This window comes from Sutcliffiella rhizosphaerae (genome assembly GCF_917563925.1).
GTDB lineage: Bacteria > Bacillota > Bacilli > Bacillales > Bacillaceae_I > Sutcliffiella_A > Sutcliffiella_A rhizosphaerae.
This window is the reverse complement of record NZ_CAKJTJ010000012.1, coordinates 13,514-39,271: the sequence shown is the minus strand read 5'-3', so window position 1 is coordinate 39,271 and position 25,758 is coordinate 13,514. Positions and strand designations below refer to the sequence as shown.

At 36.1% G+C, this 25,758-nt stretch carries 27 protein-coding genes; 21 read left to right on the top strand and 6 right to left on the bottom strand.

From position 1 onward, the window contains the following. The first annotated feature begins 67 nt into the window (after positions 1 to 67). From LRP81_RS12090 to LRP81_RS12070, 5 genes are all read left to right on the top strand, one after another. Entirely contained in the window at positions 68 to 589 is a 522-nt protein-coding gene (locus LRP81_RS12090) for a type 1 glutamine amidotransferase domain-containing protein (protein ID WP_230501536.1), read from the top strand. A gap of 87 nt (positions 590 to 676) precedes the next feature. Then, positions 677 to 1,633: a Gfo/Idh/MocA family protein gene (locus LRP81_RS12085; protein ID WP_230501535.1), complete on the top strand. Its 957-nt coding sequence runs from the start codon at positions 677 to 679 to the stop codon at positions 1,631 to 1,633. Between the two features lie 103 nt (positions 1,634 to 1,736). Next, positions 1,737 to 2,609, top strand: coding sequence for a CAP domain-containing protein (locus tag LRP81_RS12080; protein ID WP_230501534.1), 873 nt, complete (start codon positions 1,737 to 1,739; stop codon positions 2,607 to 2,609). A gap of 164 nt (positions 2,610 to 2,773) precedes the next feature. Continuing rightward, the gene (locus LRP81_RS12075) at positions 2,774 to 3,613 is read left to right on the top strand and encodes a dimethylarginine dimethylaminohydrolase family protein (protein WP_230501594.1); all 840 of its coding nucleotides are present in this window, start codon (positions 2,774 to 2,776) and stop codon (positions 3,611 to 3,613) included. Positions 3,614 to 3,629: 16 nt separating this feature from the next. Continuing rightward, positions 3,630 to 4,487, top strand: coding sequence for a YihY/virulence factor BrkB family protein (locus tag LRP81_RS12070; RefSeq protein WP_230501533.1), 858 nt, complete (start codon positions 3,630 to 3,632; stop codon positions 4,485 to 4,487). A gap of 59 nt (positions 4,488 to 4,546) precedes the next feature. Here the strand turns inward: LRP81_RS12070 and LRP81_RS12065 are convergent, their stop codons facing one another. Then, positions 4,547 to 5,539, bottom strand: a complete 993-nt coding sequence (locus LRP81_RS12065) for an LCP family glycopolymer transferase (RefSeq protein WP_230501532.1) — start codon at positions 5,537 to 5,539, stop codon at positions 4,547 to 4,549. A 165-nt stretch (positions 5,540 to 5,704) separates the two neighbouring features. On the opposite strand from LRP81_RS12065, the gene LRP81_RS12060 reads away from it, so the two are divergent. Beyond that, positions 5,705 to 6,343, top strand: coding sequence for a DUF1232 domain-containing protein (locus tag LRP81_RS12060; RefSeq protein ID WP_230501531.1), 639 nt, complete (start codon positions 5,705 to 5,707; stop codon positions 6,341 to 6,343). A gap of 38 nt (positions 6,344 to 6,381) precedes the next feature. On the opposite strand, the gene LRP81_RS12055 is transcribed toward LRP81_RS12060, so the two are convergent. After that, positions 6,382 to 6,696 carry a hypothetical protein gene (locus LRP81_RS12055; protein WP_230501530.1) on the bottom strand — a complete coding sequence of 105 codons (315 nt, stop codon included), beginning with the start codon at positions 6,694 to 6,696 and terminating at the stop codon, positions 6,382 to 6,384. A 70-nt stretch (positions 6,697 to 6,766) separates the two neighbouring features. Between LRP81_RS12055 and LRP81_RS12050 the strand changes: the two genes are divergently transcribed. From LRP81_RS12050 to LRP81_RS12040, 3 genes are all read left to right on the top strand, one after another. After that, positions 6,767 to 7,069 carry a hypothetical protein gene (locus tag LRP81_RS12050; RefSeq protein ID WP_230501529.1) on the top strand — a complete coding sequence of 101 codons (303 nt, stop codon included), beginning with the start codon at positions 6,767 to 6,769 and terminating at the stop codon, positions 7,067 to 7,069. Positions 7,070 to 7,107: 38 nt separating this feature from the next. After that, positions 7,108 to 9,309, top strand: a complete 2,202-nt coding sequence (locus LRP81_RS12045) for a DEAD/DEAH box helicase (RefSeq protein ID WP_230501528.1) — start codon at positions 7,108 to 7,110, stop codon at positions 9,307 to 9,309. An 80-nt stretch (positions 9,310 to 9,389) separates the two neighbouring features. After that, entirely contained in the window at positions 9,390 to 10,103 is a 714-nt protein-coding gene (locus LRP81_RS12040; protein WP_230501527.1) for a DsbA family oxidoreductase, read from the top strand. A 599-nt stretch (positions 10,104 to 10,702) separates the two neighbouring features. On the opposite strand, the gene LRP81_RS12035 is transcribed toward LRP81_RS12040, so the two are convergent. Next, positions 10,703 to 11,785 (bottom strand): citrate synthase/methylcitrate synthase, encoded by a 1,083-nt coding sequence (locus LRP81_RS12035; RefSeq protein ID WP_230501526.1) that lies wholly within the window; start codon positions 11,783 to 11,785, stop codon positions 10,703 to 10,705. A 109-nt stretch (positions 11,786 to 11,894) separates the two neighbouring features. On the opposite strand from LRP81_RS12035, the gene LRP81_RS12030 reads away from it, so the two are divergent. The 7 genes from LRP81_RS12030 to LRP81_RS12000 all read left to right on the top strand — a co-directional run bounded on the left by LRP81_RS12030 (position 11,895) and on the right by LRP81_RS12000 (position 17,764). Further along, positions 11,895 to 12,773 carry a LysR family transcriptional regulator gene (locus tag LRP81_RS12030; protein WP_230501525.1) on the top strand — a complete coding sequence of 293 codons (879 nt, stop codon included), beginning with the start codon at positions 11,895 to 11,897 and terminating at the stop codon, positions 12,771 to 12,773. Between the two features lie 65 nt (positions 12,774 to 12,838). Continuing rightward, entirely contained in the window at positions 12,839 to 13,456 is a 618-nt protein-coding gene (locus tag LRP81_RS12025) for an NUDIX hydrolase (RefSeq protein ID WP_230501524.1), read from the top strand. An 11-nt stretch (positions 13,457 to 13,467) separates the two neighbouring features. After that, the gene (locus LRP81_RS12020) at positions 13,468 to 14,037 is read left to right on the top strand and encodes a DUF402 domain-containing protein (protein ID WP_230501523.1); all 570 of its coding nucleotides are present in this window, start codon (positions 13,468 to 13,470) and stop codon (positions 14,035 to 14,037) included. A gap of 284 nt (positions 14,038 to 14,321) precedes the next feature. Next, positions 14,322 to 15,152, top strand: coding sequence for an electron transfer flavoprotein subunit beta/FixA family protein (locus LRP81_RS12015; RefSeq protein ID WP_230501522.1), 831 nt, complete (start codon positions 14,322 to 14,324; stop codon positions 15,150 to 15,152). After that, positions 15,149 to 16,171, top strand: a complete 1,023-nt coding sequence (locus tag LRP81_RS12010) for an electron transfer flavoprotein subunit alpha/FixB family protein (protein WP_230501521.1) — start codon at positions 15,149 to 15,151, stop codon at positions 16,169 to 16,171. Before LRP81_RS12015 ends, LRP81_RS12010 begins: the two co-directional genes overlap by 4 nt. 1 nt (position 16,172) lies before the next feature. Further along, positions 16,173 to 17,468 carry an FAD-dependent oxidoreductase gene (locus LRP81_RS12005; protein WP_230501520.1) on the top strand — a complete coding sequence of 432 codons (1,296 nt, stop codon included), beginning with the start codon at positions 16,173 to 16,175 and terminating at the stop codon, positions 17,466 to 17,468. Beyond that, positions 17,450 to 17,764, top strand: a complete 315-nt coding sequence (locus LRP81_RS12000) for a ferredoxin family protein (protein WP_230501519.1) — start codon at positions 17,450 to 17,452, stop codon at positions 17,762 to 17,764. Before LRP81_RS12005 ends, LRP81_RS12000 begins: the two co-directional genes overlap by 19 nt. Before the next feature lie 120 nt (positions 17,765 to 17,884). Here the strand turns inward: LRP81_RS12000 and LRP81_RS11995 are convergent, their stop codons facing one another. Together LRP81_RS11995 and LRP81_RS11990 are read right to left on the bottom strand one after the other, a co-directional pair. Beyond that, entirely contained in the window at positions 17,885 to 18,223 is a 339-nt protein-coding gene (locus LRP81_RS11995; RefSeq protein WP_230501518.1) for a hypothetical protein, read from the bottom strand. Between the two features lie 457 nt (positions 18,224 to 18,680). Continuing rightward, positions 18,681 to 18,965 carry a hypothetical protein gene (locus LRP81_RS11990; RefSeq protein WP_230501517.1) on the bottom strand — a complete coding sequence of 95 codons (285 nt, stop codon included), beginning with the start codon at positions 18,963 to 18,965 and terminating at the stop codon, positions 18,681 to 18,683. 107 nt (positions 18,966 to 19,072) lie between these two features. Here LRP81_RS11990 and LRP81_RS11985 point away from each other — a divergent pair, with 107 nt between their 5' ends. The 3 genes from LRP81_RS11985 to dat all read left to right on the top strand — a co-directional run bounded on the left by LRP81_RS11985 (position 19,073) and on the right by dat (position 21,702). Beyond that, positions 19,073 to 19,975: a DUF899 family protein gene (locus LRP81_RS11985; protein WP_230501516.1), complete on the top strand. Its 903-nt coding sequence runs from the start codon at positions 19,073 to 19,075 to the stop codon at positions 19,973 to 19,975. A gap of 84 nt (positions 19,976 to 20,059) precedes the next feature. Beyond that, positions 20,060 to 20,824: an exodeoxyribonuclease III gene (locus LRP81_RS11980; protein WP_230501515.1), complete on the top strand. Its 765-nt coding sequence runs from the start codon at positions 20,060 to 20,062 to the stop codon at positions 20,822 to 20,824. Positions 20,825 to 20,844: 20 nt separating this feature from the next. Then, complete coding sequence (dat, locus tag LRP81_RS11975) at positions 20,845 to 21,702, top strand: D-amino-acid transaminase (RefSeq protein WP_230501514.1); 858 nt, start codon at positions 20,845 to 20,847, stop codon at positions 21,700 to 21,702. A gap of 317 nt (positions 21,703 to 22,019) precedes the next feature. Here dat and LRP81_RS11970 read toward each other — a convergent pair whose 3' ends face one another. After that, entirely contained in the window at positions 22,020 to 22,769 is a 750-nt protein-coding gene (locus LRP81_RS11970) for an AraC family transcriptional regulator (protein WP_230501513.1), read from the bottom strand. Positions 22,770 to 23,052: 283 nt separating this feature from the next. On the opposite strand from LRP81_RS11970, the gene LRP81_RS11965 reads away from it, so the two are divergent. Beyond that, positions 23,053 to 24,330 (top strand): hypothetical protein, encoded by a 1,278-nt coding sequence (locus tag LRP81_RS11965; RefSeq protein WP_230501512.1) that lies wholly within the window; start codon positions 23,053 to 23,055, stop codon positions 24,328 to 24,330. 140 nt (positions 24,331 to 24,470) lie between these two features. Next, a complete protein-coding gene (locus LRP81_RS11960) occupies positions 24,471 to 25,682 on the top strand; it encodes an aminopeptidase (RefSeq protein ID WP_230501593.1) in 1,212 nt (403 codons plus the stop codon). The last annotated feature ends 76 nt before the right edge of the window (positions 25,683 to 25,758 follow it).

Below are 25,758 nucleotides of genomic sequence, written 5' to 3'. Positions count from 1 at the left end.
TTCAATTTGCAAATACAGCCCACCTCCTTCACAATATACGTATATAACGTGAAGGAGGGATTTTTTTATGACAATACATAATAAAAAAGTAATACAGCTAGTGAGTGAAGATTTTGAAGATTTGGAGTTATGGTATCCTGTTCTTCGATTAAGAGAGGAAGGGGCAGTAGTAATAATTGCAGGGGAAAAAGCAAATACTACGTATATCGGAAAATATGGAGTCCCAATAGTATCAGACATATCCTTTCTTGATGCCAATCCTGATGATTATGACGCGATTCTCGTTCCAGGAGGATGGTCACCAGATAAACTTCGTCGATATGAGGAAATAGTAGAAATGATCCAGAAAATGAATGGGCAGAAAAAACCTATCGGACAGATTTGCCATGCTGGTTGGGTATTAATTTCTGCCAAAATACTTGAAGGAAAACGGGTTACAAGTACACCAGGTATAAAAGACGACATGATAAACGCAGGTGCAGAATGGGTCAATGAAGCAGTTGTGGTTGATGGGAATATCGTTTCAAGTCGCCGTCCACCTGATCTGCCTGATTATATGAGAGAGTTTATTAAGGTTTTAAGTAATTAAACGGCTTACTAATGAGACAATAAATTAATGCGAATAGGGTTAGGTCAGCATATAAAAAGAAGCTGTCCGATAAAAGGGAGATAAACGATGAAACAAGTATTCAATGTGGGGATTGTTGGCCTTGGTGTTGTTGGTCAGCGCTTAATTTCTCAATTCAAAAAGAATGAGAATATAAAAATTAGAGCAGTATGTGATACCAATCAAGATTTGTTAAAGATAACGGCTTTGGAGTGTGAGGATGCCGACCAATTTACAAATTATAACGAACTTTTAGAACTAGAAGATATTGATTTCGTATATGTTGCTGTGCCGCCAGCCTATCATCATCAAGTAGTTTTAGCAGCTGCCAAGCATAATAAACATATCCTTTGTGAAAAACCACTAGCAAATTCTTTAGAAGAGGCTGAGGATATGCTCAAAATAGTGGAGGAAAAAAAGTTAGTACATGCTATTCATTTCCCCTTAGTATATGAAAAAGGGTTTGCAACGATTAAAAACATGATAGAAAACGGATATTTTGGAGAGATAAAACGAGTTACATTGAAAATGCATTTTCATCAATGGCCACGTCCTTGGCAGCAAACAAATTGGATAAGCTCTAGAAAACAAGGTGGGTTTATTAGAGAAATATCCCCACATTATTTGCAATTAATTACCTACTTCTTCGGAACTGTCATTAAAGTAACGAGTCACGTTGACTATCCGATAGATCCAGAGCTATGTGAAACTGGGCTTATCGCAACAATTGAATTAGAAAATGGTATCAAGGTATTAATGGATGGCATTAGTGGTCAGGCAGAAAAAGAAGAAATAGCATTTACTATACATGGTGAAAAATCTAGTCTTTCACTTATTAATTGGCGAAAAATTTACATTGCTCAATTAGGGGGAGAATGGAATGAACTAATGGAAAATGAAATGATGCCAGAAACCTCTAATTTAGTCAGTGAGTTTGTTAAAAAAATGCAAATGCAGGATGCTCATCTTGTTGATTTTAATGATGGATTCAACATTCAAAAGACCCTTGAGAAGCTTCTAAAATAAAGACAATTCCAGTAATATGTCCTTTTTGAGGTTTTTACCATTTATAGTTTTCATAAGAAAAGTAAAACTAAAGAGGTATTAACCACAAAAAAGGAGATGTATCATGAAAAAGATATTAAAAATCACGACAATTATTGCTTTTTCATTATCTTTGCTAGTCGGCTGTAATTACGGTACGACTCAGGATAATTTAAATAATCGTAATACAGCTTTTAATGACAGAGACAATCAAAGGGGATTGTTTAATCGAGATAGACTGAATGATCAAAACGGTATTACCAATGTAGGATTTAATACTGCTCAAAATGGAAGTGCAGATATTCAAGAAATCAATAACGGTTACATTACAATTGATCAGAATTCATTTAGCACGACAATTCCTAGTGAAAAATTTCCACATGTTCAACAATTCCAGCAGGAAGGTCCTTTTGCTATTTATAAATATCAACAAGGGGCTCCTCAAGGCCAACCAGAAAGAGCTCCTCAAGGTCAGCCGGGTGCAGCTCCTCAAGGGCAACCAGAAGCTGGTCAGGCCGCACCACGGAATAATGAACAAGCAAAAAATAATAACCAGCAGCAAGCAGAAACAACTGAAGGAATTTCAGAAACAGAACAAAAAGTTATCGAGCTAACAAATGCAGAACGCAGAAAGAATGGTTTGTCTGATCTTAAAGCAGACGCTTCATTAAGCAATGTTGCCCGTGACAAATCAAAAGATATGCAACAGAACAATTACTTCTCTCATACGAGTCCGACTCACGGATCTCCGTTTGATATGATGAGGGACTATGGTATTTCCTATAACACGGCGGGTGAGAATATCGCAATGGGACAGCGTTCTCCAGAGGAAGTAGTTCAAGCATGGATGAATAGTGAAGGTCATAGAAAAAACATCCTTAATGGGCAGTTTACTCATATCGGAGTAGGTTATGTAGAAGAAGGAAACTATTGGACACAAATGTTTACAGGAAAATAAGTTAATACTAATGAAAAGCAAATTTAATGTCAATGTTAAATTTGCTTTTTATATTCATCAAAGACATGTTTATAGAAGCCACGATAAAGGGAATATATCTTTAAACTTTACATAATGAACGGAGGACCCATAAAGTGACCATTAACCTTGAATCCGAGAGTACGATGATGAAAAAAACTTGTACAAATGAATTTAGCGAGTTAAAAGAAGTAATTGTGTGTTCACCCATTCATATGAAAATTAAAGAAATCATAAATGAAACACAAAAACATTTTGCAAAAGAAAATATTGATGAATCGTTGGCAGTTAAGCAACATAAGAAGTTCGTGGAAACGTTAGTTATCAATGGGATAAAGGTCTATGGATTACCTCCGGAAGAGCAATTTCCAGAGCAGGTATTCACAAGAGATATTGGATTTACTTTAGGTGATAAAGTATTTGTTTCACATATGGGAAGTGACATCAGGTCTGGAGAGGAAGAAATCTTAAGGAAGTGGTTGCAAGAGAATAAGACGAGTTTTATCCCTCAATCAAAACACAGTATAGAAGGAGGGGATGTGTTAGTAGATGGAAGTACGATATTTGTTGGAATTAGCGGAAGAACAACTATTGAGGCCATAAATGTGTTGAAAGAGGAGCTTCCAAGTTATAAAATTCTCCCAATTCTAATTGATAAAGAGTATTTACATCTTGATTGTGTATTTAATGTTATTTCACCAAATGAAGCCATTATTTTCCCAGAAGGTATCAGAGAAGAAGATCGGCAATATCTTGCTAGTCGATACGACCTTATTGAAGTAACAAAAGAAGAACAATTTACTTTAGGAACTAACGTGTTATCGATAGGAAGCAAGAAAATAATCAGTTTACCATGTAATAAAGACATAAACACTAAGCTGAGAATGAGAGGATATGAAGTAATTGAAGTAGACATTTCAGAAATTATTAAGTCAGGTGGCTCATTTCGTTGCTGCACTATGCCATTAGCAAGAGCCAATAGATGAAGAAAGGAGCGCGAGCATGCAGAGATTCGTAAAGTTTACTAAACGTTTAGGGGATGAAATGAAAAAAGACAGGGCAACTGGACTTGCAGCTGAACAGGCTTACTATTATATGCTCGCATTATTTCCTCTACTTTTCTTAGGTCTTTCACTTCTTCCATATTTGAATATTGATCCAGAAAAAGCAATTGAATTCCTACAAACAATTATGCCTTCGGAAACTATCGCTGTATTTGAAGCTAATATATATGAATTTCTGGAAACTCCGAATGGCGGTCTTTTGACATTCGGGATACTTGGGACTATTTGGTCGGCTTCCAACGGAATGAATGCATTTATTGGTGCAATGAATGCGGCCTTTAACGTAGAAGAAAATAGGCCATTTTATATTGTGAGACTGCTGTCCATTGGACTAACCATCGGATTAATTTTCGCCTTCCTTATCGCTTTTTTTCTTCCTGTTTTTGGCGGAATTATCATAAATCAACTGGAGTCATTTTTACGAATTGAAGGGAATACAGCAATACTATTAAACGTTATTAGATGGATTATTGCTTTCTTTTTAATACTGACGATAATAACTAGTCTGTATAGGTTTGCACCTAACATTGACAAAACCTATAAAGAACTTATACCTGGTGCAATGGTAGCAACGGTGATATGGCAGTTGGTATCTTTTGGTTTTTCCTTTTATGTCAGTAATTTTGGAAATTACTCTGCCACATACGGTAGTCTTGGTGGCGTGATCATTCTAATGCTTTGGTTGTTCTTAACGGGTCTTGCACTTGTAATTGGTGGGGAAATTAACGCCATTTATCATAAAGATAAAATAACTAAGCCGCCACAATACAAAGATGAAGATTTTACAGCATTATAATTTATATAAAAAGGGAAAAGCCAGATAAAGCGGCTTTTCCCTTTACTTTATACGTCTATTTAGTTGGAAAAGTCATCTGATGTCAACTCATTTGAGTCATCTGCTGACTGCACAGCTAAACCAAGGTGGCGCTTTAACATATCTTGTACCTCATAAACATTATCTTCATATGGTATCATATAGTAAATATTATCAATCCTAGCATCATCGCCCTGTAATTGAATCATTTCAATTTGTGATAACGATTTCGCATAACCTTGTAATGAAATTAAGTTAGGAAATGATAAATTAGTTCTAATATTATCACCAATAGAATCCAGTATTTCGTCAAACTTAGTAATAGTTGTGAAACCACCGGCCTTATTGATCATTGCCTCAATGACTTGTTGCTGACGTTGACCCCGACCTCTATCACCGCCACCCTCAGGATGCTTGCGCATTCGGGAATATGCAAGAGCCGCATCGCCATTTAGATGTTGAGTACCCTTTTGAAATTGTACATATTCTCCACTCGGTGTTTTTTCCCTAAAATCAAGCTGTACATCAACATCAATCCCGCCAAGTGCATCCACAATTTCAACAAGTCCGTTAAAGTTTATCACACTATAATAATCAATAGGGATGTCGAGGAATTGTTCTACTGTATTTATTGCCATATCAATACCACCGAAAGCATATGCATGATTTATTTTATCTAACTCAGATTTTCCAACGATTTCTACCCTCATATCCCTTGGGATACTAGTTAAATAGATGGAATGCTCATCTTTATTAAACGTGGCAACTAGGATTGCATCTGTTCTTGCACCGGATTCTCCTGGACGAGCATCATCTCCCAAAAGTAATACAGAAAAATTGTCTTTGGATGGAGAAACACCTTCTTGTCGGAGCGCAGATTTGTCCCCTCTTTCAAGTTGTTCATCATCTGTAAAAACCTCAGTTAATTTATCTGAAATATACCAAGTTACACCACCAATAACAAGTAAACCTATTAGACTAAGGACAATGACTATATTTCTTAACATTTTTCTCTTTCTTCTCTTTCTTCTCATTACCATTATTCCCCCTACCGACACAATTCAAGGTATGTAATTGCTATCAAAAATATACCCATGTGTTGACGTTTTGTCAACACATGGGTAATAATATTAGTATAGATTTCTATATACTCTAAGATTGAAAAAGATATGAAAAATGGATAGGAAGGGATAATTAACATGCTGAATGACCACATAGATATAAATCTAGGTTCTAAATTAAAGGAATTATTAAAAGAAAAATCTTTATCGATCCGAAAATTCGGCATACTTACAAATGTGGACCCAGCTACCATTTCTAGAATAATCAATGGAAAAAGAAAAGCTACTCCCGAACATTTGCAGCGTTTCTCTGAAAGTTTAAACATTCCGACATCTGAATTATATATTGCTGCTGGTCATCCACTTAAAGAAGAAAGTAAGGATCTTTATGCATCCATTCATCAAATAGAGAATGTGCTAAGGACGTACGATGGTTATGATGCAAAATTTAGTATGGAAAAAGTGGAAAAGGAGTTATCTAAATACGAAGATTACATCCACACTAGTAAAGGAGAGGAAGTTATTTTAAATGAATTTGAGGTGAAGTTGCAAAAGGTTGACAGTCACGGACCATTTATAGAGCATCTAAAAAAAATGTTTCATTCGTTCCGCCTTAATAATGTAACATTCCGTGATCGAGTGTTAATTGGAAGTGCCTTACTTTACTTTATCGCACCAGTAGATTGTATCCCAGACTACATTTTTCCTATTGGTTATCTTGATGATGCTATTGCCGTTAAATTGGTAGCGTATTCTGTATTTAAAGGAAGTTACTGATAAAAAGGACCGAACCGATAGTGAACTAGGTTCGGCATTCATAAGCTATAATCGTGTTCGTCTACGGTTTGTTTTGATGTACTCTTAAAGGTATTAGGGAGTTTTTTAACTTCTCTCATAGTAAAGGTGAAAACAGATTTTTTCCAGTCCAAATCATACTTCAATGCACTTTGTTTTTCTTTCATTAGATTAATCTGAGTTTGGATTGCATTATTTCTTTCTTGCATCTCTTCACTAATTTCATTGAAAGTTGTAAAGGTAGGTTCTGTCCGTTTACGAAAAGATATTAACGCCCTAATTACTATAATGAGAGAAACAATTAGTAAGCCGATGCTTACATATACTAAAAACATCTTTATCACCACCTTATATGTAAACAATACCCGTCATTTTAAAATAAAAACAAAAGAAGGAGGGACTTATGTGGAGAAGGAAGTAAAGGATAACCTTATGCTTATACTTGAGGATTGGAGCTGGATGCAGAATACAGAAGGAGACGAAGGCTCTGAATGGGCAGAAAAGTTGGAAACCGATTTTTACCGTTTTATTAGAACTTTTGAAACATGGCTACAAAGGCAACTGAGTAAGCCTTTTACAATAGAAGAAGCAGAATCACTATCTTTCGTTCAAGAAATTCTTGAGACATTACCTGCTCCTTTACAGCTCAATTTTTTAAATGAATTAGAAAGAATAGTGGACGGAGAAGAGGATAGCTGGTACGATTAATCTTCTTATATGAGTCAAAATAGTAAGGAAGATGGTAAGTGAAAACCTCCGTATATATACAAGAATGGAAGAAGGCATTGCAAGCTGAAATTTACTATCTTAAAAAGTTTGGTAGTACTAGATATTTATTAGTGAATGGATCTTTGCTTAAATATGAGAAGCTACAAGGATACATTTATTATTTTGATACTATATCAATTGTTACTATTCCTATTGGTTCCATTGTAAAGGTAGAATGGGGAGGAATGAAAACGGAAGCGAAGGTATTATCATCAGAAGGAAAGAACATGATAATAGCTTCAGAAAACCATATAGGTGACACCTTGACAGAAGCATATGTAGTGCATGATCCATGGGAACTACTTGATAATTTAATTCAACGTTTAAATGAAATAACAGAAAGTAAAAAGAAGCGAATCCGTATTAAACGGCTTATGAACCCTCAAATGCCACCGAAGCATCCAACTAATATCATAAAGTCCAATGTACATGAATTAATTCTTCGAAGTAAGTACAATCCGGTTACTTTTGTTTGGGGCCCTCCAGGTACTGGAAAAACTTACACACTAGCACGAGTTGCTGCCAATAAATACTTTAAAAAGAAAAAAGTTTTACTACTCTCCCACAGTAATCAATCTGTTGATGTATTAGTAAAAGAAGTATCTTCATTTATTTCCAAACGGAACAAGTTTCAGGACGGGGATATACTGAGATACGGTTCTTCCACCACAATAATAGAAAATAATGCTCAGCCTTTCACAAGTAACAGTCTCATTCAAAAATTCAATCCTAGCTTAGCAGAAGAAAAGAGAAATGTCGTGGAAGAACGAAGGGGACTAAAAGAGGATCTGGCCAAATCTTTTAGTAGTAGAGACTCTGAGGAATTGTTGAAGCTAGAATCGAAACTCGCTAAGCTCCTTGAAAGAATGAAACAGAAAGAACTACAATTATTAGAAAATGCCTATGTTATTGGTACAACTTTAGCGAAAGCTGCAGCTGATCCAGCTCTCTATGAAAAACAATATGATGTTGTCATTGTAGATGAGGCAAGTATGGCTTATGTACCCCAAATAGCTTTTGCTGCTTCACTAGGTAAGCATTTAATTGTTTGTGGCGACTTCAAACAACTACCACCTATAGCATCAGCCAAACATCAACTCGTAGATAAATGGTTAAAGGAAGATGTATTTCATAGCTCAAGAGTAGCAAGATCGGTTCAGACTAATGTTATGCACCCACATTTGTTTTTACTGAATGAACAAAGAAGAATGCATCCTGAGATATCTTCTTTTACTAATCGCTATGTTTATCAATTACTTGTAGGAGATCATCCTAACGTTGCAAAAGAAAGAGAAGCAATTACAAAAAGAAAACCATACGCGAACATAGCTTCATTAATGCTTTCATCCTCATGGACAGGTGAACATGCATTCTTTGAAAAAGGATCAAAGTCGAGAGTGAATTTATGGCATTTATTTCTTTCTTTTCAGCTAGTATACGAAGCATATTTGAATGGTACACATTCCATTGCTTATATTTCTCCTTACCGAGCACAGGCTAAGTGGTTTGAACAATTATTAGAAGAACTTTTGCCAACCGAAATTGCTGCTACTGATATCACTGCTGCAACTGTACACCGATTTCAAGGGAGCGAAAGAGATTTCGTCATCTTTGATACTGTGGAAAGCTATCCGTTTAATCGAACAAGCTTACTCCTAACTGGGAAAGACAGTGAAAGACTTATAAATGTGGCAATTACTAGAGCAAGAGGTAAATTCGTCCATATTTGTGATTCTCATTTTATTAAGACAAAGGTTTCTAGTAATAAAACCATCCGTAAGTTAGTAGATTTTCAAGAAAGAAACCAATCTACTGTTTATCCAAAAGATATCGGTAAGTGGATTCAACATCAGCACCCAAATGTTCAATGGATGCACGCGCGGAAAGTAGAAAGGATCTTTTTAGATATCCTACACGCCAGAACAAGCATTATTATTTCTTTACCAGATAAGCGCAAGCTTCCAATAGAATGGCAAGAAACGTTACAAAAAGTAAAAAAGCAAATAAATATTTTGATAATCTCTGCAAAAAGCTCCTTCCCATTCGTAATGATTGATCATCAGTGCTTATGGTTAGGTGTACCTATAGAAGCAGCAATGAGAATCCAGCCACCTTATGTAAGTATTAGGGTATTCTCTAACATAATTTGCAGTAAACTATTGAAGGAAATAGATCTATAACCAGTGGTGCATATTTGGGGTTCTTTCTCATCTATTATGGTATGATATTCCTACTAGTCATAAGAAAGAGGTGTACAACGATGAAAATAGAAATTTGGTCTGATTTTGTTTGTCCGTTTTGTTACATTGGCAAACGTAGACTAGAGTCAGCATTGGAAAAATTTCCACACAACGAAAAAGTAGAGATAGAATTTAAAAGCTACGAATTAGATCCAAATGCTAAGAGTAACCCAAACACGACAGTTTACGAAAGTTTAGCAAAAAAATACGGGATGCCTGTAGAAGAAGCTAAAAAAATGAGTGACAATGTTGCCAAACAAGCCTTAGAAATCGGTCTCGTTTTCAACTTTGATACAGCTATAACAGCCAATACATTTGATGCACACAGATTGGCAAAATATGCAGAAACTAAAGGGAAAGCTAGTGAAATGACTGAAAGTCTCCTTAGATCCTATTTTACTGATTCCAAACATATTGGAGATCATGAATTTCTTACAGAACTGGCAGAAGGAATTGGTCTAGAAGCACATGAAGTAAAAAAAGTTCTAGCGGGAGAAGAGTATGAAAAAGATGTCCGATTTGATGAAAAAGAAGCAAGGGAAATAGGTGTGCAAGGAGTGCCTTTCTTTGTTTTCAACAGCAAATACGCAATATCTGGTGCGCAGCCTCCTGACGTATTTTTGGAAGCATTAGAACGGGTATGGGAAGAAGAAAATGAAAAGCCTAAGCTTCAAACATTTGAATCTGGGAAAAAAACAGAAACATCCTATTGCTCAGATGATTGTTGTGATTAAATTATTTAATACAAATCCGGTAACCAAAAGGTGCCGGGTTTTTTAGTATAAAAAAGTACTATTTTCATGCAAGGTTACATTATTACTTCCTTGTAAAAAATTAAAGTGTGAGAGGATTTTGAAAATTCTTCACTTATGAACATAAGACCCAAATGGAATATTACACCTTTACAAACCAATTATGGAAAGATGAAACATTTATTAGGGAAACAACTGAACCTTTCGTACTACCTTACACATTCCCACAAGAACTCGAGACTTTACTTTATTATAATAGATTGATCATCGAACAAATGTATGGGAATTTTGATAAAAGTACATTTCAAGAGAATTGTCCACTTATAGTGTGTATTTGTCGAAAAAAAGAATATATCTCAAATTAACCATAATAGAAGTAGAATAATCTATTATTCTTTAGTGCAATCCTCTTATAAATCTACCTCCCTAATAAACTAGCCAAAATTTATTGGCTAGTTTATTTCATAAGTTCTTTTTATCAAAAGTGTTACAATTTCAACATTCCAACAGATTTAGAATACGATAATAATGTTATGTTAACAAATTCAACGATGAATTAGAGAAAGAGGACGACTTCATCATTATTTTCCTATATATTTGGAAAGCGGTCTGATTATCACATTGTCTTCTGCCTGTTCCATAATATGAGCAGTCCAGCCAACCATTCTGCTTGCAGAAAAAGTTGGTGTAAACAAGGAAGGGTCCAAAGAAATTGCTTTCATGATTGCTGCTGCAAAAAATTCAACATTTGTATATAAAGATCTGCCTGGTTTTTCTTCTTGTAATACCTTTAGTGCAAGTTGTTCAACTTTCAAAGCCAAGTCCAACCATTCATCTTTTCCAACCAAACTAATAAGAAGATTCTTTATAGCAACAGAACGCGGATCAATTGTCTTGTAAACCCTATGGCCAAATCCCATTAACTTTTGACCGGACTGTACTTTAGCGCGAAGGTGTTCTTCTAAATTATCAACAAGAGATAGTTCATCTAATAAATTTATCACTTCAGAAGGTGCCCCGCCATGCAATGGCCCTTTCATTGTCCCAATCGCAGAAGTAATGGAAGATACCATATCTGATTCTGTTGATGCAGTAACCCTTGCAGCAAAAGTAGAAGCATTCATTCCATGTTCCATAGTCAGATTCATATAGGTTTCTAACACTCTAACAAGTTCCTCAGCTTCTTTTTCACCATTTAACATGTACAAATAATTCTCAACATGACTAAGATCCTTACTTGGTGGTACCACTACTTTTCCTTCCAATAGTCTAAACCTATATGCAATGATAGTGGGTATGACAGCTGTTAGTTTTATTGCTTCTTCAATAGATGGTTTATTTATAAAAGTATCATCACCAGCTGCCGAAAGTACAGTTCGTAAAACGCTCATGGCAGTCATGTTTTCTGGTAACGACGTTAGAACTTTTTCCATTACTGGTGTAAGTTTGCGATACTTCTTAAACATGAAATCAGTTTGGTCCAACTGTTCAATTGTGGGAAATTCCCCATACCATATTAAATGTGCAATTTCCTCAAACGTATAGCTTGATGCAATATCTCTAACGTCATACCCCCGATAGATCAACTTTCCTTCCGTACCATCCACTTCACCTATTTGTGTTTCAGTGACTACTACCCCTTTTAATCCTTTTTGAATGTTCATAATTATCCCTTCCTTTCTATATATAAATTGTATAAAATTAAATTAATTATGAAAATTAAATATTTTTAAATGAAATAATTATAATTCTAAATTGATGGGAGGTTTTGAAATGGAACTAAATTGGTTGCGTACTTTTGTTACAGCTGCAGAACATTCTAATTTTCGAAAAGCCTCAGAGTTGTTATTTTTATCTCAACCAACCATTACGGTCCATATCAAGCAATTGGAAAAGGAAATTGGTGCACAGTTGTTTGAAAGAGAAGGAAGAAATGTGGTATTAACCGAAGCAGGAAAACGATATGCAAAACATGCGAACGAATTGTTAAACAAATTTGAAGAAGGGGTAAATGAAATTCACTCTATTCAACAAGGCTTTAACACAAAATTAATAATTGGAATATCACCGCTTATTGGAGATACCGTTTTACCTTTCGTATTAAAGCAATTCTTAAAGAAGCATACTAATTTTGAAATAACCGTTAAAATAATCGAGTCCAACATAATAGAAAAAGCAGTAATGAATGAAGAAGTAGATATAGGTCTATCATGCTTAGATAAAAGAGATTCTTCCATATTTTCGCATAAAGTAGCATCAGATTCCCTAGCTCTTGTCGTACCTCATGATGGGTATGATTCAGAACGAGGTGCCCCAATTGATGAAGAAGGTATATTTTTGAATTATACGTTATTAACACATAATCATCCAGCTTATTGGAACGACCTTTGTCAACAAATAAAAGCTAAATATCCAACTACAAAAATGATGAAAGTTTCACAAACACATATTACGAAACGATTTATTATAGAAGGATTGGGTGTTTCAATTCTTCCGATGTCCACTGTCAGACGAGAATTAATGGAGGGACGATTACTGGAGGTAGTATGCAAGACGATAATATTTCCTGAAGTAGCCACTTATGCTCTGATGAAATACAAACACACCGTTCAAAAAGAATTCCTAGGATTCCTTTCCAATTATCGAATATAAAGGAAAAAGAGGATTTTGCTTGTTTTTACCGAAGAATGTTTAATCGTGATGAAAGGAGAATCCTAATGACATATAAATGGTTAGATTGGGCTAAACAAATTCAAGCACTTGCACAAGCTGGACTTACTTATTCAAAAGACAAATATGATATAGAACGCTTTGAGTATTTAAGGGAGATCAGTGTGGAAATGCTGACTGAACAGACGAATGTTCCAAAAGAAAAGGTGAAAGATTTGTTTGCCAATGAAACTGGCTATCAGACGCCAAAGGTTGATGTAAGAGCAGTAATTTTTCAAGAAGGGAAACTACTAATGGTAAAAGAACAGCTGGATGGGGGCTGGGCACTTCCAGGTGGATGGGGGGATATAGGTCTTTCTCCAAAAGAAGTAGCCGCCAAAGAAGTGTACGAAGAATCTGGACTTCATGTAAACGCGTTAAGATTACTTGCAGTAATGGACAAAAAATGCCACCCACACCCACCATCTCCATATCATGTTTATAAGCTTTTTATCCTTTGCGAAATAATTGGTGGAAGTTTAAAAACAGGAATGGAAACGCTTGATGTAGGTTTTTTTGGGAAAAATAATATACCTGAACTTTCTATTGAAAGAAATACAGAATCCCAAATACTTCAAATGTTTAAATACCATGAAAACCCTGATAAACAAGTATACGTGGATTAGCTGGAAGAAATATGAAAAAAGTTAAATATGCTTCCAGACCAGAATGGAACCGCGTTACGAAACGTAACTATTCCCAATATTACTTAAGAAACCATACCTTTTCAGGACATATCAGCTTAATACAAATTCAGGAGATCACCACCCCTTTACTAGTAAACTATGAAGGAAATGAATTGTGTATCGCAGATCATGGTTATTTTTGGCTTCAACATTTTCCCACTGGGGAGAACTATTCAGTTACCACCTCCATTAATGATAAGGGTGAGATTTTGCAGTGGTATATTGATATCTGTGAGAAAATTTCTTTGCTGCCTGAAGAAGAACCATGGTTAAAAGATTTATATCTTGATATTATTGTGTTACCTTCTGGAGAAGTATTCCGTTTGGATGAAGAAGAATTAAAGGAGGCTTTTCAGTCAGGGTACATAAATAAAAAGGAAATGGAAACTGCCATAAAGGCAGCAAATGATATAGAAGATAGAGTGAGGACAAATCGATTTCCTTTGTTGGGTACATCGGAGGAACATTTGAGTTTGATGATAAATAGGTGGAATTGTAGCTATCCTAAGAGACCGTATTAACGACTCCTAGGATAGCTTTTTATTATCAGGCCAACACCACTTTACCTTCCATACACATTTTTTTCGTTACATCAGGTGGAATTGTGGCAATGCTGGGTCTACTCACCAGACTTAATAATTATTGAGTTAGTGCAACTGAAAAATCGTAGGAAAATAAATTTTACCTAAACTCTTTTAGCAATTCTGTATAAATCGGTATTTTCTGCATACTAGATTTATATAGTAATAGTAGTGGGACAAATATACATGAATGTCATGTAGAGAAAGGTAAGGAGGGATATGATTTGCTCCATATTGTTGCCTGTATTAAGCAAGTTCCAGATACTAAAGTAATAAAAATGAATCCAAAAACAAACACAATGGACCGGGCAAGTGCCCCAGCGATTCTAAATCCATATGATGCACATGCAGTGGAAGAAGCGGTTCGACTGAAAAACAAATACGGAGGAACGGTATCAGTAGTGACAATGGGACCGCCTCCAGCTGTCAAAGCAATTCGAAAATGTATCGAAATTGGTGCAGATGAAGGCTATATGATTTCGGATAGAGCTTTTGCCGGGGCAGATACTTTAGCAACCAGTTACGCTCTTACAAAAGCAATTAATAAAATCAGTGAAATAAAACCGATTGATTTAATCATTTGCGGAAAGATGACCATCGACGGTGATACCGGACAAGTTGGACCAGGTATTGCAAGACGTTTGGATATTCCCCCCTTAACATCTGTGAATCAAGTGGTGGAAGTGAATAAAGAGGAAGGATTCATGGTTGTTCATAGGAAGCTAGAGGATGGACATGAGGTCATCCAAACTTCGTTGCCTTGCTTACTAGCAGTGGAAAAAGAAATAAATGATGTTCCATATTCGTCGTTTCCCAATATGCTGAAAGCTGCCAGGTACAAGCCTCATATTTGGTCAGTAAATGATTTGGATGGGATTGATAAGAAACAATTAGGGTTAAAAGGATCGCCTACAATTGTGGCAAAGGTATGGGCACCTCCTAAACCAGAGGGTGGCAAGCTAATAGAAGGCAGTACAGACGAGAAAGTTGAACAAATACTTTCTATCGTATTGGAAAAGAAAGAGTTGTTTGAAGAAGTGAGGGGATCGGAGTGAACTTTGAAGAGTACAGTGGAGTATGGGTGTTTATTGAAGAAAACGATGGGAAAATAGCTCAGGTGTCTCTTGAATTGTTAGGGGCCGGTCGAGCTCTTGCTAATAAAAGAGGAGTGGAGCTTGCAGGAGTCCTGATCGGAGATAAGATAAATGGACTATCGAAAACGATTTTTGAATACGGTGCAGACTCTCTCTATGTATATGATCAGCCAATCTTTAAATATTATCGAACAGAATCATACATGCAAGCACTACTTCACTGTAGTGAAAAGTATAAACCGGAAATTATCCTGTACGGGGCAACCTCAACCGGAAAGGATTTAGCAAGTGCAGTAGCAACCGACTTGCCTACAGGTTTGACTGCAGATACGACCGAGTTGGATGTGGAAGAGGATACAGGGTTACTTTTGGCTAGTAGACCAGCTTTCGGTGGTAATATTATGGCAACTATCCTCTGTAAGAAATATCGACCACAAATGGCAACGGTTAGGCCGAAAGTAATGAAGGCCCTATCCCAGGAAAAAGGACGAATAGGGAATGTGATAGAAGAAAAGATTGATTTAAAGGAAGAGGACATACGCACAAAGGTTTTGGAGATTGTCCGTCATACGAGTAAGAAAATTAAGATAGATGAGGCTGACATTGTTGTAGCTGGTGGTAAGGGACTTGGAAGTGCACAAGGGTTTAACCTTATACACCAACTTGCACACACACTCGGTGGCGTAGTTGGGGGGAGCCGGGATGTCGTAGAAGCAGGATGGGTGGAGCATCATCACCAGGTTGGACAAACTGGTGTTACGGTTACACCAAAAATTTATTTTGCAATTGGAATATCTGGCGCCATACAACATATTGTTGGGATGAAAAATTCCGGATTAATCATTGCGATAAATAAAGACCCAAATGCACCTATATTCCAGTCTTGTCATTACGGAATAGTAGGAGATGCATTTGAAATAATCCCTTTATTAATTCAAGCTTTTCATACCGCATTACATGGAGAGGAGGTCGAAGTCTAAGATGGCAGAAAAATTTGATTGCATCGTCGTAGGAGCTGGACCAGCAGGAATCTCTTGTGCCTTTGAATTAGCAAAAGGAGGAGCAAATGTCCTTCTCTTGGAAAGAGGCGAGTACCCTGGAAGTAAAAATGTCATGGGCGGGGTCCTATATCGTAAAATGATGGAAGATATTATTCCTGATTTCCATAAGGAGGCACCACTTGAGCGACCTGTTGTAGAGCAACGATTTATGATGATGGATAAAGAATCTGCACTCACTTTTGGATATAAAGGCCTAGAGTGGGCCAAAGAACCTTATAATAATTTTACTGTTATGCGAGCAAAATTTGATCAATGGTTTGCCAATAAAGCTGTGGAACAAGGGGCTTTACTCGTAAATGAAACGGTAGTATTGGAGTGTATAGTTGAAAACGGAAAAGTTGTTGGGGTCCGCACGGATCGTCCGGATGGAGAAGTATATGCAGATGTCGTCGTCCTTGCAGATGGAGTAAACTCGTTGTTAGGTAAATCATTAGGCTTTCACAAAGAATACCGTCCAGATGAAGTAGCCCTTGCAACGATGGAAATCATTAAACTGGACAGCAAGACCATTGAAGAACGATTTAATCTTGAAAAAAATCAAGGCTGTACTATCGAACTGTTCGGTGACGCAACAAAAGGAATACTAGGGACTGGATTTCTATATACGAATAAAGATACGTTAAGTATTGGTGTAGGAACACTTCTATCTGGGCTAATTGAGCATAAAATAAAACCATATGAGCTTTTGGAATATGTAAAAAACCATCCGATGATTCGCACCCTAATTGCAGGTGGTGAACCAATTGAATACTTGGCTCACCTCATTCCAGAAGGCGGGTTGAAATCAATGGGTCGAATTGTTGGAAATGGTGTAGTAGTGGTAGGGGATGCCGCCCAGCTTGTCAATGCCATTCACCGGGAAGGATCGAATCTTGCGATGACATCTGGAAGACTTGCTGCAGAAACGATTTTTCATGCGATGAAAGTTGGCGATTTTTCAGAGGCAACATTGGATCTATATCGAAGAAATCTAATGAAAAGCTTTGTCGGTCAAGATATGAAAAAATACAAGGATTCTACCCATCATTTTAATAAATTTCCACAATACTTTGATCAGTATATTCCGATGGTTAACCGGGCTGCAAGTCAAATGTTTACAGTTGACGGTAAGTCTAAATGGGAGAAACAGAAGAAAATTTGGAAAGACCTTGGCTCACCGAAGGAAAAGCTCAAATTAGCTCGAGATGCTTACCGGGCATGGAAGGTGATGAAGTAATGAGTGAACAGAAGAAATATCAGTCAATCGAAGAGAAACAATATCTTGTTCGATTCAATGCTGACACTAAATCGCATTTAACTGTGATGGATGAAGATATCTGTCTGACCAAATGTCCTGATAAAATATGCACCATATTTTGTCCAGCTGAAATTTATAAATGGGAAGAAATTCGCATGCACGTAGGTTATGAGGGGTGTCATGAATGTGGAAGCTGCAGGATTGGCTGTCCGCATCAAAATATAAAATGGGAATATCCTAAAGGCGGACACGGTATAGTATTCCGACTAGCATAGAAGGCTATCGCTTTGACGGTAGCTTTTTTTCATTCTTAAGAAATATGTATATTGTTTCACAAACCTTTTCAAAAAGAAAAACTATAGTTTTTCTTTTTCCGTTAGAAACGGTTGGTGTTATTATCCAGCAATGGTATACAATTGACCATTATTTGCAATTTTTTCTACTACCGATGTATAATCAATCGCCTCATCAATAGAAAAAAAGAAAGTAGACACATACAAAGGATGTTTATAGTCAAATCCACCACCAATTTCGGCTGGGAATACGACCACCTGCCAATGATAATAATCTTCACCTAGGTTAATTTGTCTTCCTTCTAAGGCTATCAGCCAGTGACTGTAGTTATCACAACACTCAAAGTCCTGTACTTTTTCTAAAAAAATAAGAAGATCGTCTTTGCTGATTGGAACCAATGACTTTGGATAAAACTCACCAAAATTTGGTGCTTCTCTCATGTACAACGCTCCTTTTCCGTTAAAATAATAGTGATATATTGTTGTATTATTATATGATTTACGACATAAAATATTTTGTATTTTTTGAAAATTTTAAATGAGAATGTTTTAAAATTATTTTCAGGAAACTCGAAATAATTGTTTTTAAAGCAAAATCAACAATTTATTTGCAAGAAACAAGTTCAGAACTACGATCTCTGGAATAAAAGTTTAACGATTTAATAAAAGAAAATAGAAAAGCCGCACATGTGTACTTTGTGCGGCTTCGATCTTATTTATCTTATTTATTATGAAAATATTCACTAAATGCTTTTACAAATTCGATTCCCTGAAAAAGAAATAGACTAATAGATGTAAAAGAAAAAAAGCAAATGGCAATTACTCTTGCCCATAACATAACGCAACGCCTCCTATATTCTAATTTAGTTTAGAATGAAGTTGAATGAAGCGGTTGCCATTAAACATAGTTCGCCTGGTAATATACCGTAACAAGATGGTCACGATGAAAATGAGAAGTCTCTTCAAAAACTATCGATAAAGTAAGTTCATTCCAAGTAGGAATAAAATTAGTTAAATGAGGTGGAGTATGCCCATCATCATGTTCATAAATAATTTTCTTATCTATATCAGAAAAAAGGGATTGTTCATACATATCTAGAATCTTATCCGGTGTAGAAAGGTTTGAATTTATACAAAAAGATGCCACTAGAACAGCAATCAGGCACCCTGCTTTTATGAACATTTCTTTCCACCTCCAAAATAAGATTATCTACTACTATAAAGGATTGCTGAAAAAAAGAACAGTATTAATTCATGACAAAATATTACACAATGAAAGGAGAAGGTTACATGATAGACCAAGAATTACTTCGAGAAATACAAAATCTTGAAAAAGAAATAGTGGAGAGAAAACAAAGATTAGCTTCCCTGAGGAAAAATGTAGAACCCCAGCTTGTTTGCAATTATGTTTTTTCATCTAAAACTTGGGGGAAGGTCTCGCTAATAGAACTGTTTGAAGATAAGGATGAATTGATTATTGTCCATAATATGGGAAGAAGTTGCTCCTATTGCACGATGTGGGCAGATGGTCTGAACGGTCTTTACCATCATATAAAGAGAAAAGCTGCATTTGTTGTTTCTACTCCAGATGCTGTTATTGAACAAGAAAACATTGCAGCGGAGAGAGGCTGGAGCTTCCCTATGATATCTACCAAGGAAACCACTTTTAAAGAAGATATGGGCTTCGCTAAAGACAATCACAGTTATCCAGGTGTAACCGTTTTTTCAAAGGATATAGAGGGGAATATCTACAAACACTCTAGTTCACCGTTCGGTCCTGGGGATGATTTTTGCCCAGTTTGGCCGCTTTTTGATCTGTTACCGTCTGGATATGATGACTATAGGCCAGACAAGAAGATAAATGATCGGTCACAATATCAATTGACAAATAACATAGCACTTCAGGTTCGCGAATATGAAAAGGCGATACATTTCTATCATCGAATTTTTGGAATGAAGCCAATAAAAAGCACCGAATCAGAAACTCACTTTTCCTTAAATAATACAAATATTTACATTGAAGATAAAGAATATAAATCAGGAACGTTATTTTTAGAATTTGCTGTAGTGGATATCAACAAAGCAATCCAGGAATTGAACAATTTCGATTGTAACATAATAAAGAAATATAATGACAAAAGCTATATGATTAGAGATCCGTTTGGATTATCTTTTCATCTCTTTGAGGTGTAAGTAATTATGGTATTATTTCTTTTCTAAAAACGAAATAGTTTGATATACTTGCTCTTAAATAAATAAGGAGAAATAAATTCAACTATGAAACTGGTATCGTGGAATGTTAATGGTTTGAGAGCATGTGTAAAAAAAGGATTTTTAGAGTATTTTCACCAAGTGGATGCAGATATCTTTTCTATCCAAGAGACAAAACTACAAGAAGGACAAATTGAGTTGTCTATTCCTGATTATCATCAATATTGGAATTATGCAATTAAAAAAGGATATTCAGGAACAGCTGTTTTCACCAAAATAAAGCCTATACATGTTACATATGGTTTGGATGAAGAAGAGACCGGTGACAGGGAACCAGAGGGAAGGATTTTAACGCTAGAATATGAATCATTCTTTTTGGTAAATGTTTATACACCTAATTCACAAAGGGACTTAGCTAGGCTCCCTTTTCGGTTGGATTGGGAAGATAGATTTTTTGCATATATAAAAAAGTTAGATAAGTTAAAGCCAGTCATTATCTGTGGTGATTTAAATGTTGCTCATGAAGAAATAGACTTAAAAAATCCTAAGTCGAATAAAAACAATTCGGGCTTTACTGAAGAGGAAAGAGGAAAAATGACTCGAATGCTTGGGACAGGTTTTACCGATACGTTCAGGTACTTTTATCCGGATGAAAAAGAGAGGTACACCTGGTGGTCTTATATGAATAAGGTTAGGGAGCGGAACATCGGATGGCGAATTGATTATTTTCTCGTTTCTAATAGGTTACATGACTTTCTAGTTTCAGCTGACATCGATGCTGATATCCATGGAAGTGACCATTGTCCAGTTATCTTAGAACTAGACGTATAAATTCTTGGAGGTGCAGAATTGTGAAAGTTTTAGTGAATGAATCCATTCTCGACAAAGAAGCAGTAAAGATAGATTTTGAAGACCGCGGCTATCAATTCGGAGATGGAGTATATGAGGTGATTAATATATATAATGGTGTTCCATTTACGTTCAATGAACATATTGAAAGACTGTACAGAAGTGCACAAGAAATAGGTATGTCCATTCCGTATAGTCCTGAAAAACTCAAAGAAAATTTAATGAGTCTTCTAGATGCCAACAATGTAATTCAAGGTGGTTTGTATTTACAAATTACGAGAGGAACAGCTCCTCGTACTCATCACTATGATGAAGCAATAGAATCAAAACTAATCGCATACCCACTCCCACATAAAGATGTTTTAGCACCTCAAACGAATGGTGTAACTGCAATTACTGAGGAAGATCTAAGATGGCTACGTTGTGATATAAAGAGCTTGAATCTTCTATACAATATTATGAGTAAGCAAAAAGCTGCAAAGGCTGGGGCATTTGAAACCATTCTTATAAGAGAAGAAATAGTGACAGAAGGCACCTCTTCCAACATTTTTATTGTAAAAGATGGAATGGTAAAAACACATCCTGCAAACAACAAAATTTTGAATGGTATTACAAGAATGAAATTACTTCAAATTGTGGATCAACATGCCTGGGAATATCAATTGGAACCATTTACAAAATCGGAGTTATTAGAGGCGGATGAAGTATTTTTGACCTCCACAACCAGCGAAATAATGCCGATTATTAAAGTAGATGACGTTGTCTTCCACGACGGAATTCCAGGTCCAATGACCCAGAAATTACAGAGTGCATTTCGGGAAGCAGTGGAAAAGGATATTCAATCATATGAAAAAGAATAGCATACAAAATGCTATGCTCAGTGTGTAGACAAAGGTACTTTTCATAAGTTAACGCGATTCCTATGTTGATCGTAGTGAAAGACGCGAAGACTCCTCGAAAATGCTACCACATTTTCTTCGTGCGATGAATCGCTGTCGAAGCCTTTGTCCTGCGGGAGGAAGGGACATGGGAAACCCCGCAGGGCGCAAGCCCGAAGAGGTTCCCGGACCGCCCGCGGAAAGCGAAGCGTCTGCAACGAAGATCAACAGTTAAATGCAAATCTACAAATAATTTGGGTTTGTCATCAGTCTGAGCATAGAAAAAAATGCTATGCTTTTTACCTTTTGATCTTTAAATGAGATGGAGGCACACCCATCCATTTTTTAAACATCCTGTTAAAGTAGGATTGATCACAATATCCTAAATATTCCGCTACATCACGAACGGACATATTTGTAGTGCGAATTAAATTGGAAGCAGTGTTTATCCGGATTTGATGTAAATACTGTATAGGGGTGCTACCAAACACCTCTTTAAAAAGAACGGTAACATAATTAGGTGTTACTCCTGTTAATTCAGCAAGTTCCTCGATTGAAATATTTCTTCGGTAGTTAGCTAGAAGATAATCCTGCATTTTTCGAACAGAAGATTCCTTTATCGGAGAGGTTCGCCATTCTGATTTTTCCTGTGCAATCATAATCAGTAGCTCAGATAATATGTTTTGAGATAGTTCTTGAAAATAAATTCTTTCTCCTAGCCATTGTTCATTTAAAAAAGCTAGACGTTGTTCAAAGTATCCTGATTTTCTCGGTTTTAAGTAAAAAAGGTCCTCGTCAACGAATGAATTGTTTTCCTTTTCAAAAACGACAGCATATTTTTTATGCAGCTCTTTTTCATCATTGATCCATTTGCGATTAAACCTTGATGGAATGAATAGTAAATCACCTTTTGTTAACTCAAAGTTATCATTCTCCACATGATAATGAACTTTTCCTTCTGTTACAAAAACTAGAGTATCCTGACCCTTTGCGTTTTCCACACACCAATGTGGTGCAATATCATAAAAAACACCATGAATGATTGTCATCATATTCTCCCCTAAAAAAAGCTGATTTGCCTAAATTATTGCTTATGTGTATTTTCAAGAAGCGCACTCTTTTCCTATAAAACTAGTTAAAGCTTTTCAATAAGATAATGAAAAACAATCGATAAATCATCCAAATAGTATAGTTTTGTCTATTTTCAAAAGAATAGAATTTGTATATGATTAATTATAGCATTTGTGCTACTTATTATATTATTAAAAACAGTGATTGTAATTTCAATATTAATAAAATATACAATTTTACAATTCGAAAGGGGACAAAATAATGTCAAATCAATATTATGAGGCACTACCTTCAAACGTAAAGAAATTTTTTGACCGTCAATTTTATGACTCCTATGCACTTTTTGAAGCATCTCGTCATCCATATACAGGCTTGTATGCTGACGGGTACATGACTTTAGGAGAAAATCCTGATTTTCGCAGTTCTATTGCAGCTACTGGCGTTGGCTTAATAAGCTTGGCAATTGCCGAAAAAGAAAATTGGGACGGGAAAGCAGCGGAAAAAGCACTTATAACTTTAAAAGCTGTGTCAGGGGAAATAGAAGGTTGTAAAGTTGCAAGGGACGAAAAATCTGGGTTCTTCGCTCACTTTGTAGATATGGAAACAGGAGAAAACCTTAATTCAGAATATTCAACTATAGATACAACTTTATTAATTACAGGTGCATTATTGGCAGGTAATCAATTCAAAAATAAAGAACCACGTATTTTACATATGGCAGAGCAACTGCTTTACTCTATAAATTGGAGTATCGTCGTGGCTGATAAAGATAAAGGTGTCATCAATATGATTTCAAAAGATGGAGAAGGAATTGCTCCATTACCAGCATTCAATGAATATGTTATGGTTTCGTATCTCGCTATGTTAGGAAAGCCTGATGATCATAATGTACAAGCATTATGGCATAATAACTTTGCTGAGGATAAAATCAATAAGCTTTCACAAGAAGATTTTAGAGGGTTACCTTTATTAAATGATTATCCTGGAGCTTTTTTATCTTCCTTTGTTCACCAATTCCCATTTTACCTAGTTCCAGAATATGCTGAGAGCAAAACATACTTAGAATATTTTAGAAATGCATGCCTAGCTGATCGTTTGAAGTGGAGAGAACTAGATGATGTTCCTTCCTACATTTGGGGTTATGGTGCAGGACCTAATGACGGGTTATTCGATGGCTATCACGCAGATAAAATAAACAACGCACCACATAATATTGCTTCATCGTATATCATTGGTGGATATTTACCAGTATACCCAGCAGGAATTTATGATCTTTATGCACAGTATTCCTTGCACATTCCTTATGATGTTTATGAGAATCCAAACGACAAAGAAGAGGAAGAGAAATTCCGCGCTGCCTATAAGTTCGGTCTACACCGGATATCTTGGTGGCATCTTGAACAACCAAAACGCTGGTATCCAACAAAAGTAACACTGATTGACTGGAGCAGTATGCTTTACGGATTAACTGCCTTTAAGCATGGCATGTCCTTTTTCAGTGACAATCTTCCAAAAATCAGTACATCACACAAAAACTAACAATTATCAGTAACAGTTTTCTGAACTGTTACTGTTTTTTCTTGTATGTAAGTTAGGTAGACAAATTTATAACTACATGATAATTTTGGTAATAGAAGTAGTCTAAAAGGAGGCTGTACGTAGTGAATAAACTAATAGATATGATGGAAAAATATGCAGACCTTGCCGTTAAAGTTGGAGTCAATATTCAAAAAGGGCAAACATTAATTATTAATGCTGATATTGCAACAGCTCCATTTGTAAGACTTGTAACAAAAAAAGCTTATGAAACTGGAGCAAAACTTGTCCATATCGAATGGACGGATGAAGAAGTTACAAGAATTCGTTATGATATCGCACTAGATGAGTCTTTTCATCACTTCCCATCCTGGAGAGCAGAAATGATGGAAAAAGCTTTTCAGGAGGGGGCAGCAATGTTAGCAATAACTTCTGTCAATCCCGATTTATTAAAAGGTGTCGATGCGAACAAAATTGCTAATCTGCAGAAAGCTGCAGGTGAAGCAACAAAAGCATACCGTAAAATGGTAATGGCAGATAAAATAAGTTGGTCAATAGTTGCTGTACCTTCTAAAGGATGGTCTGCAAAAGTATTTCCCGAGCTTTCTGAACAAGAGCAGGAAGTAAAATTATGGGAAGCAATATTTCATGCTACAAGAGCAAATTTAGATGATCCAGTTCAAGCTTGGATAGAGCATAAAGATAAATTGAGTGAGAAAGTAGCTTTCCTCAACGATAATAAATTTAAAGCGTTACATTATAAAGCAAAAGGTACCGATTTAACTATTGAGCTACCTGAAAAGCATGTTTGGATTGGACCTGAAAGCACGAATGAGAATGGGGTTTCATTTATCGCAAATATGCCAACTGAAGAAGTCTTCACAACACCATTAAAATCAGGTGTAAATGGAAAAGTAACGAGTTCAAAACCATTAAATTACGGTGGCAATTTAATTGAAGATTTTTCACTTACCTTTGAAAATGGAAGAATTGTGTCATATGAAGCCGAAGAAGGGTATGAGACACTCCAAAAATTAATTGAAACAGATGAAGGCTCTCATTATTTAGGCGAGGTGGCCTTGGTACCACATGATTCACCTATCTCCAATACGAATCTAATTTTTTATAATACATTATTTGACGAAAATGCCTCCCATCATCTTGCAATTGGAAATGCATATTCTTTTGCATTAGAAGGTGGTAAGCAAATGAGTGATGAAGAGCTGGAAGCAGCAGGAGCAAATGCGAGCATCACCCATGTTGATTTTATGATTGGTTCAAGTGATATGGATATTGACGGAATAACACAAGAAGGAAAGAGGGTGCCTTTATTCCGACAGGGGAATTGGGCGTAGTTTTCAAAAAAAGCCCCCTATAGCCTATACCCATGACATGTATCCTGCATAGATTGTAAAGTAGTCTATGTGAAGG

What these genes read in the sequence shown, in the direction of transcription:
- LRP81_RS12090 (WP_230501536.1), top strand. Translation starts at nt 68, where the DNA reads ATGACAATACATAATAAAAAAGTAATACAGCTAGTGAGTGAAGATTTT.
- LRP81_RS12085 (WP_230501535.1), top strand. Translation starts at nt 677, where the DNA reads ATGAAACAAGTATTCAATGTGGGGATTGTTGGCCTTGGTGTTGTTGGT.
- LRP81_RS12080 (WP_230501534.1), top strand. Translation starts at nt 1,737, where the DNA reads ATGAAAAAGATATTAAAAATCACGACAATTATTGCTTTTTCATTATCT.
- LRP81_RS12075 (WP_230501594.1), top strand. Translation starts at nt 2,774, where the DNA reads ATGATGAAAAAAACTTGTACAAATGAATTTAGCGAGTTAAAAGAAGTA.
- LRP81_RS12070 (WP_230501533.1), top strand. Translation starts at nt 3,630, where the DNA reads ATGCAGAGATTCGTAAAGTTTACTAAACGTTTAGGGGATGAAATGAAA.
- LRP81_RS12065 (WP_230501532.1), bottom strand. Translation starts at nt 5,539, where the DNA reads ATGAGAAGAAAGAGAAGAAAGAGAAAAATGTTAAGAAATATAGTCATT.
- LRP81_RS12060 (WP_230501531.1), top strand. Translation starts at nt 5,705, where the DNA reads ATGCTGAATGACCACATAGATATAAATCTAGGTTCTAAATTAAAGGAA.
- LRP81_RS12055 (WP_230501530.1), bottom strand. Translation starts at nt 6,696, where the DNA reads ATGTTTTTAGTATATGTAAGCATCGGCTTACTAATTGTTTCTCTCATT.
- LRP81_RS12040 (WP_230501527.1), top strand. Translation starts at nt 9,390, where the DNA reads ATGAAAATAGAAATTTGGTCTGATTTTGTTTGTCCGTTTTGTTACATT.
- LRP81_RS12035 (WP_230501526.1), bottom strand. Translation starts at nt 11,785, where the DNA reads ATGAACATTCAAAAAGGATTAAAAGGGGTAGTAGTCACTGAAACACAA.
- LRP81_RS12030 (WP_230501525.1), top strand. Translation starts at nt 11,895, where the DNA reads ATGGAACTAAATTGGTTGCGTACTTTTGTTACAGCTGCAGAACATTCT.
- LRP81_RS12025 (WP_230501524.1), top strand. Translation starts at nt 12,839, where the DNA reads ATGACATATAAATGGTTAGATTGGGCTAAACAAATTCAAGCACTTGCA.
- LRP81_RS12020 (WP_230501523.1), top strand. Translation starts at nt 13,468, where the DNA reads ATGAAAAAAGTTAAATATGCTTCCAGACCAGAATGGAACCGCGTTACG.
- LRP81_RS12005 (WP_230501520.1), top strand. Translation starts at nt 16,173, where the DNA reads ATGGCAGAAAAATTTGATTGCATCGTCGTAGGAGCTGGACCAGCAGGA.
- LRP81_RS12000 (WP_230501519.1), top strand. Translation starts at nt 17,450, where the DNA reads ATGGAAGGTGATGAAGTAATGAGTGAACAGAAGAAATATCAGTCAATC.
- LRP81_RS11995 (WP_230501518.1), bottom strand. Translation starts at nt 18,223, where the DNA reads ATGAGAGAAGCACCAAATTTTGGTGAGTTTTATCCAAAGTCATTGGTT.
- LRP81_RS11990 (WP_230501517.1), bottom strand. Translation starts at nt 18,965, where the DNA reads ATGTTCATAAAAGCAGGGTGCCTGATTGCTGTTCTAGTGGCATCTTTT.
- LRP81_RS11985 (WP_230501516.1), top strand. Translation starts at nt 19,073, where the DNA reads ATGATAGACCAAGAATTACTTCGAGAAATACAAAATCTTGAAAAAGAA.
- LRP81_RS11980 (WP_230501515.1), top strand. Translation starts at nt 20,060, where the DNA reads ATGAAACTGGTATCGTGGAATGTTAATGGTTTGAGAGCATGTGTAAAA.
- LRP81_RS11970 (WP_230501513.1), bottom strand. Translation starts at nt 22,769, where the DNA reads ATGACAATCATTCATGGTGTTTTTTATGATATTGCACCACATTGGTGT.
- LRP81_RS11965 (WP_230501512.1), top strand. Translation starts at nt 23,053, where the DNA reads ATGTCAAATCAATATTATGAGGCACTACCTTCAAACGTAAAGAAATTT.
- LRP81_RS11960 (WP_230501593.1), top strand. Translation starts at nt 24,471, where the DNA reads ATGATGGAAAAATATGCAGACCTTGCCGTTAAAGTTGGAGTCAATATT.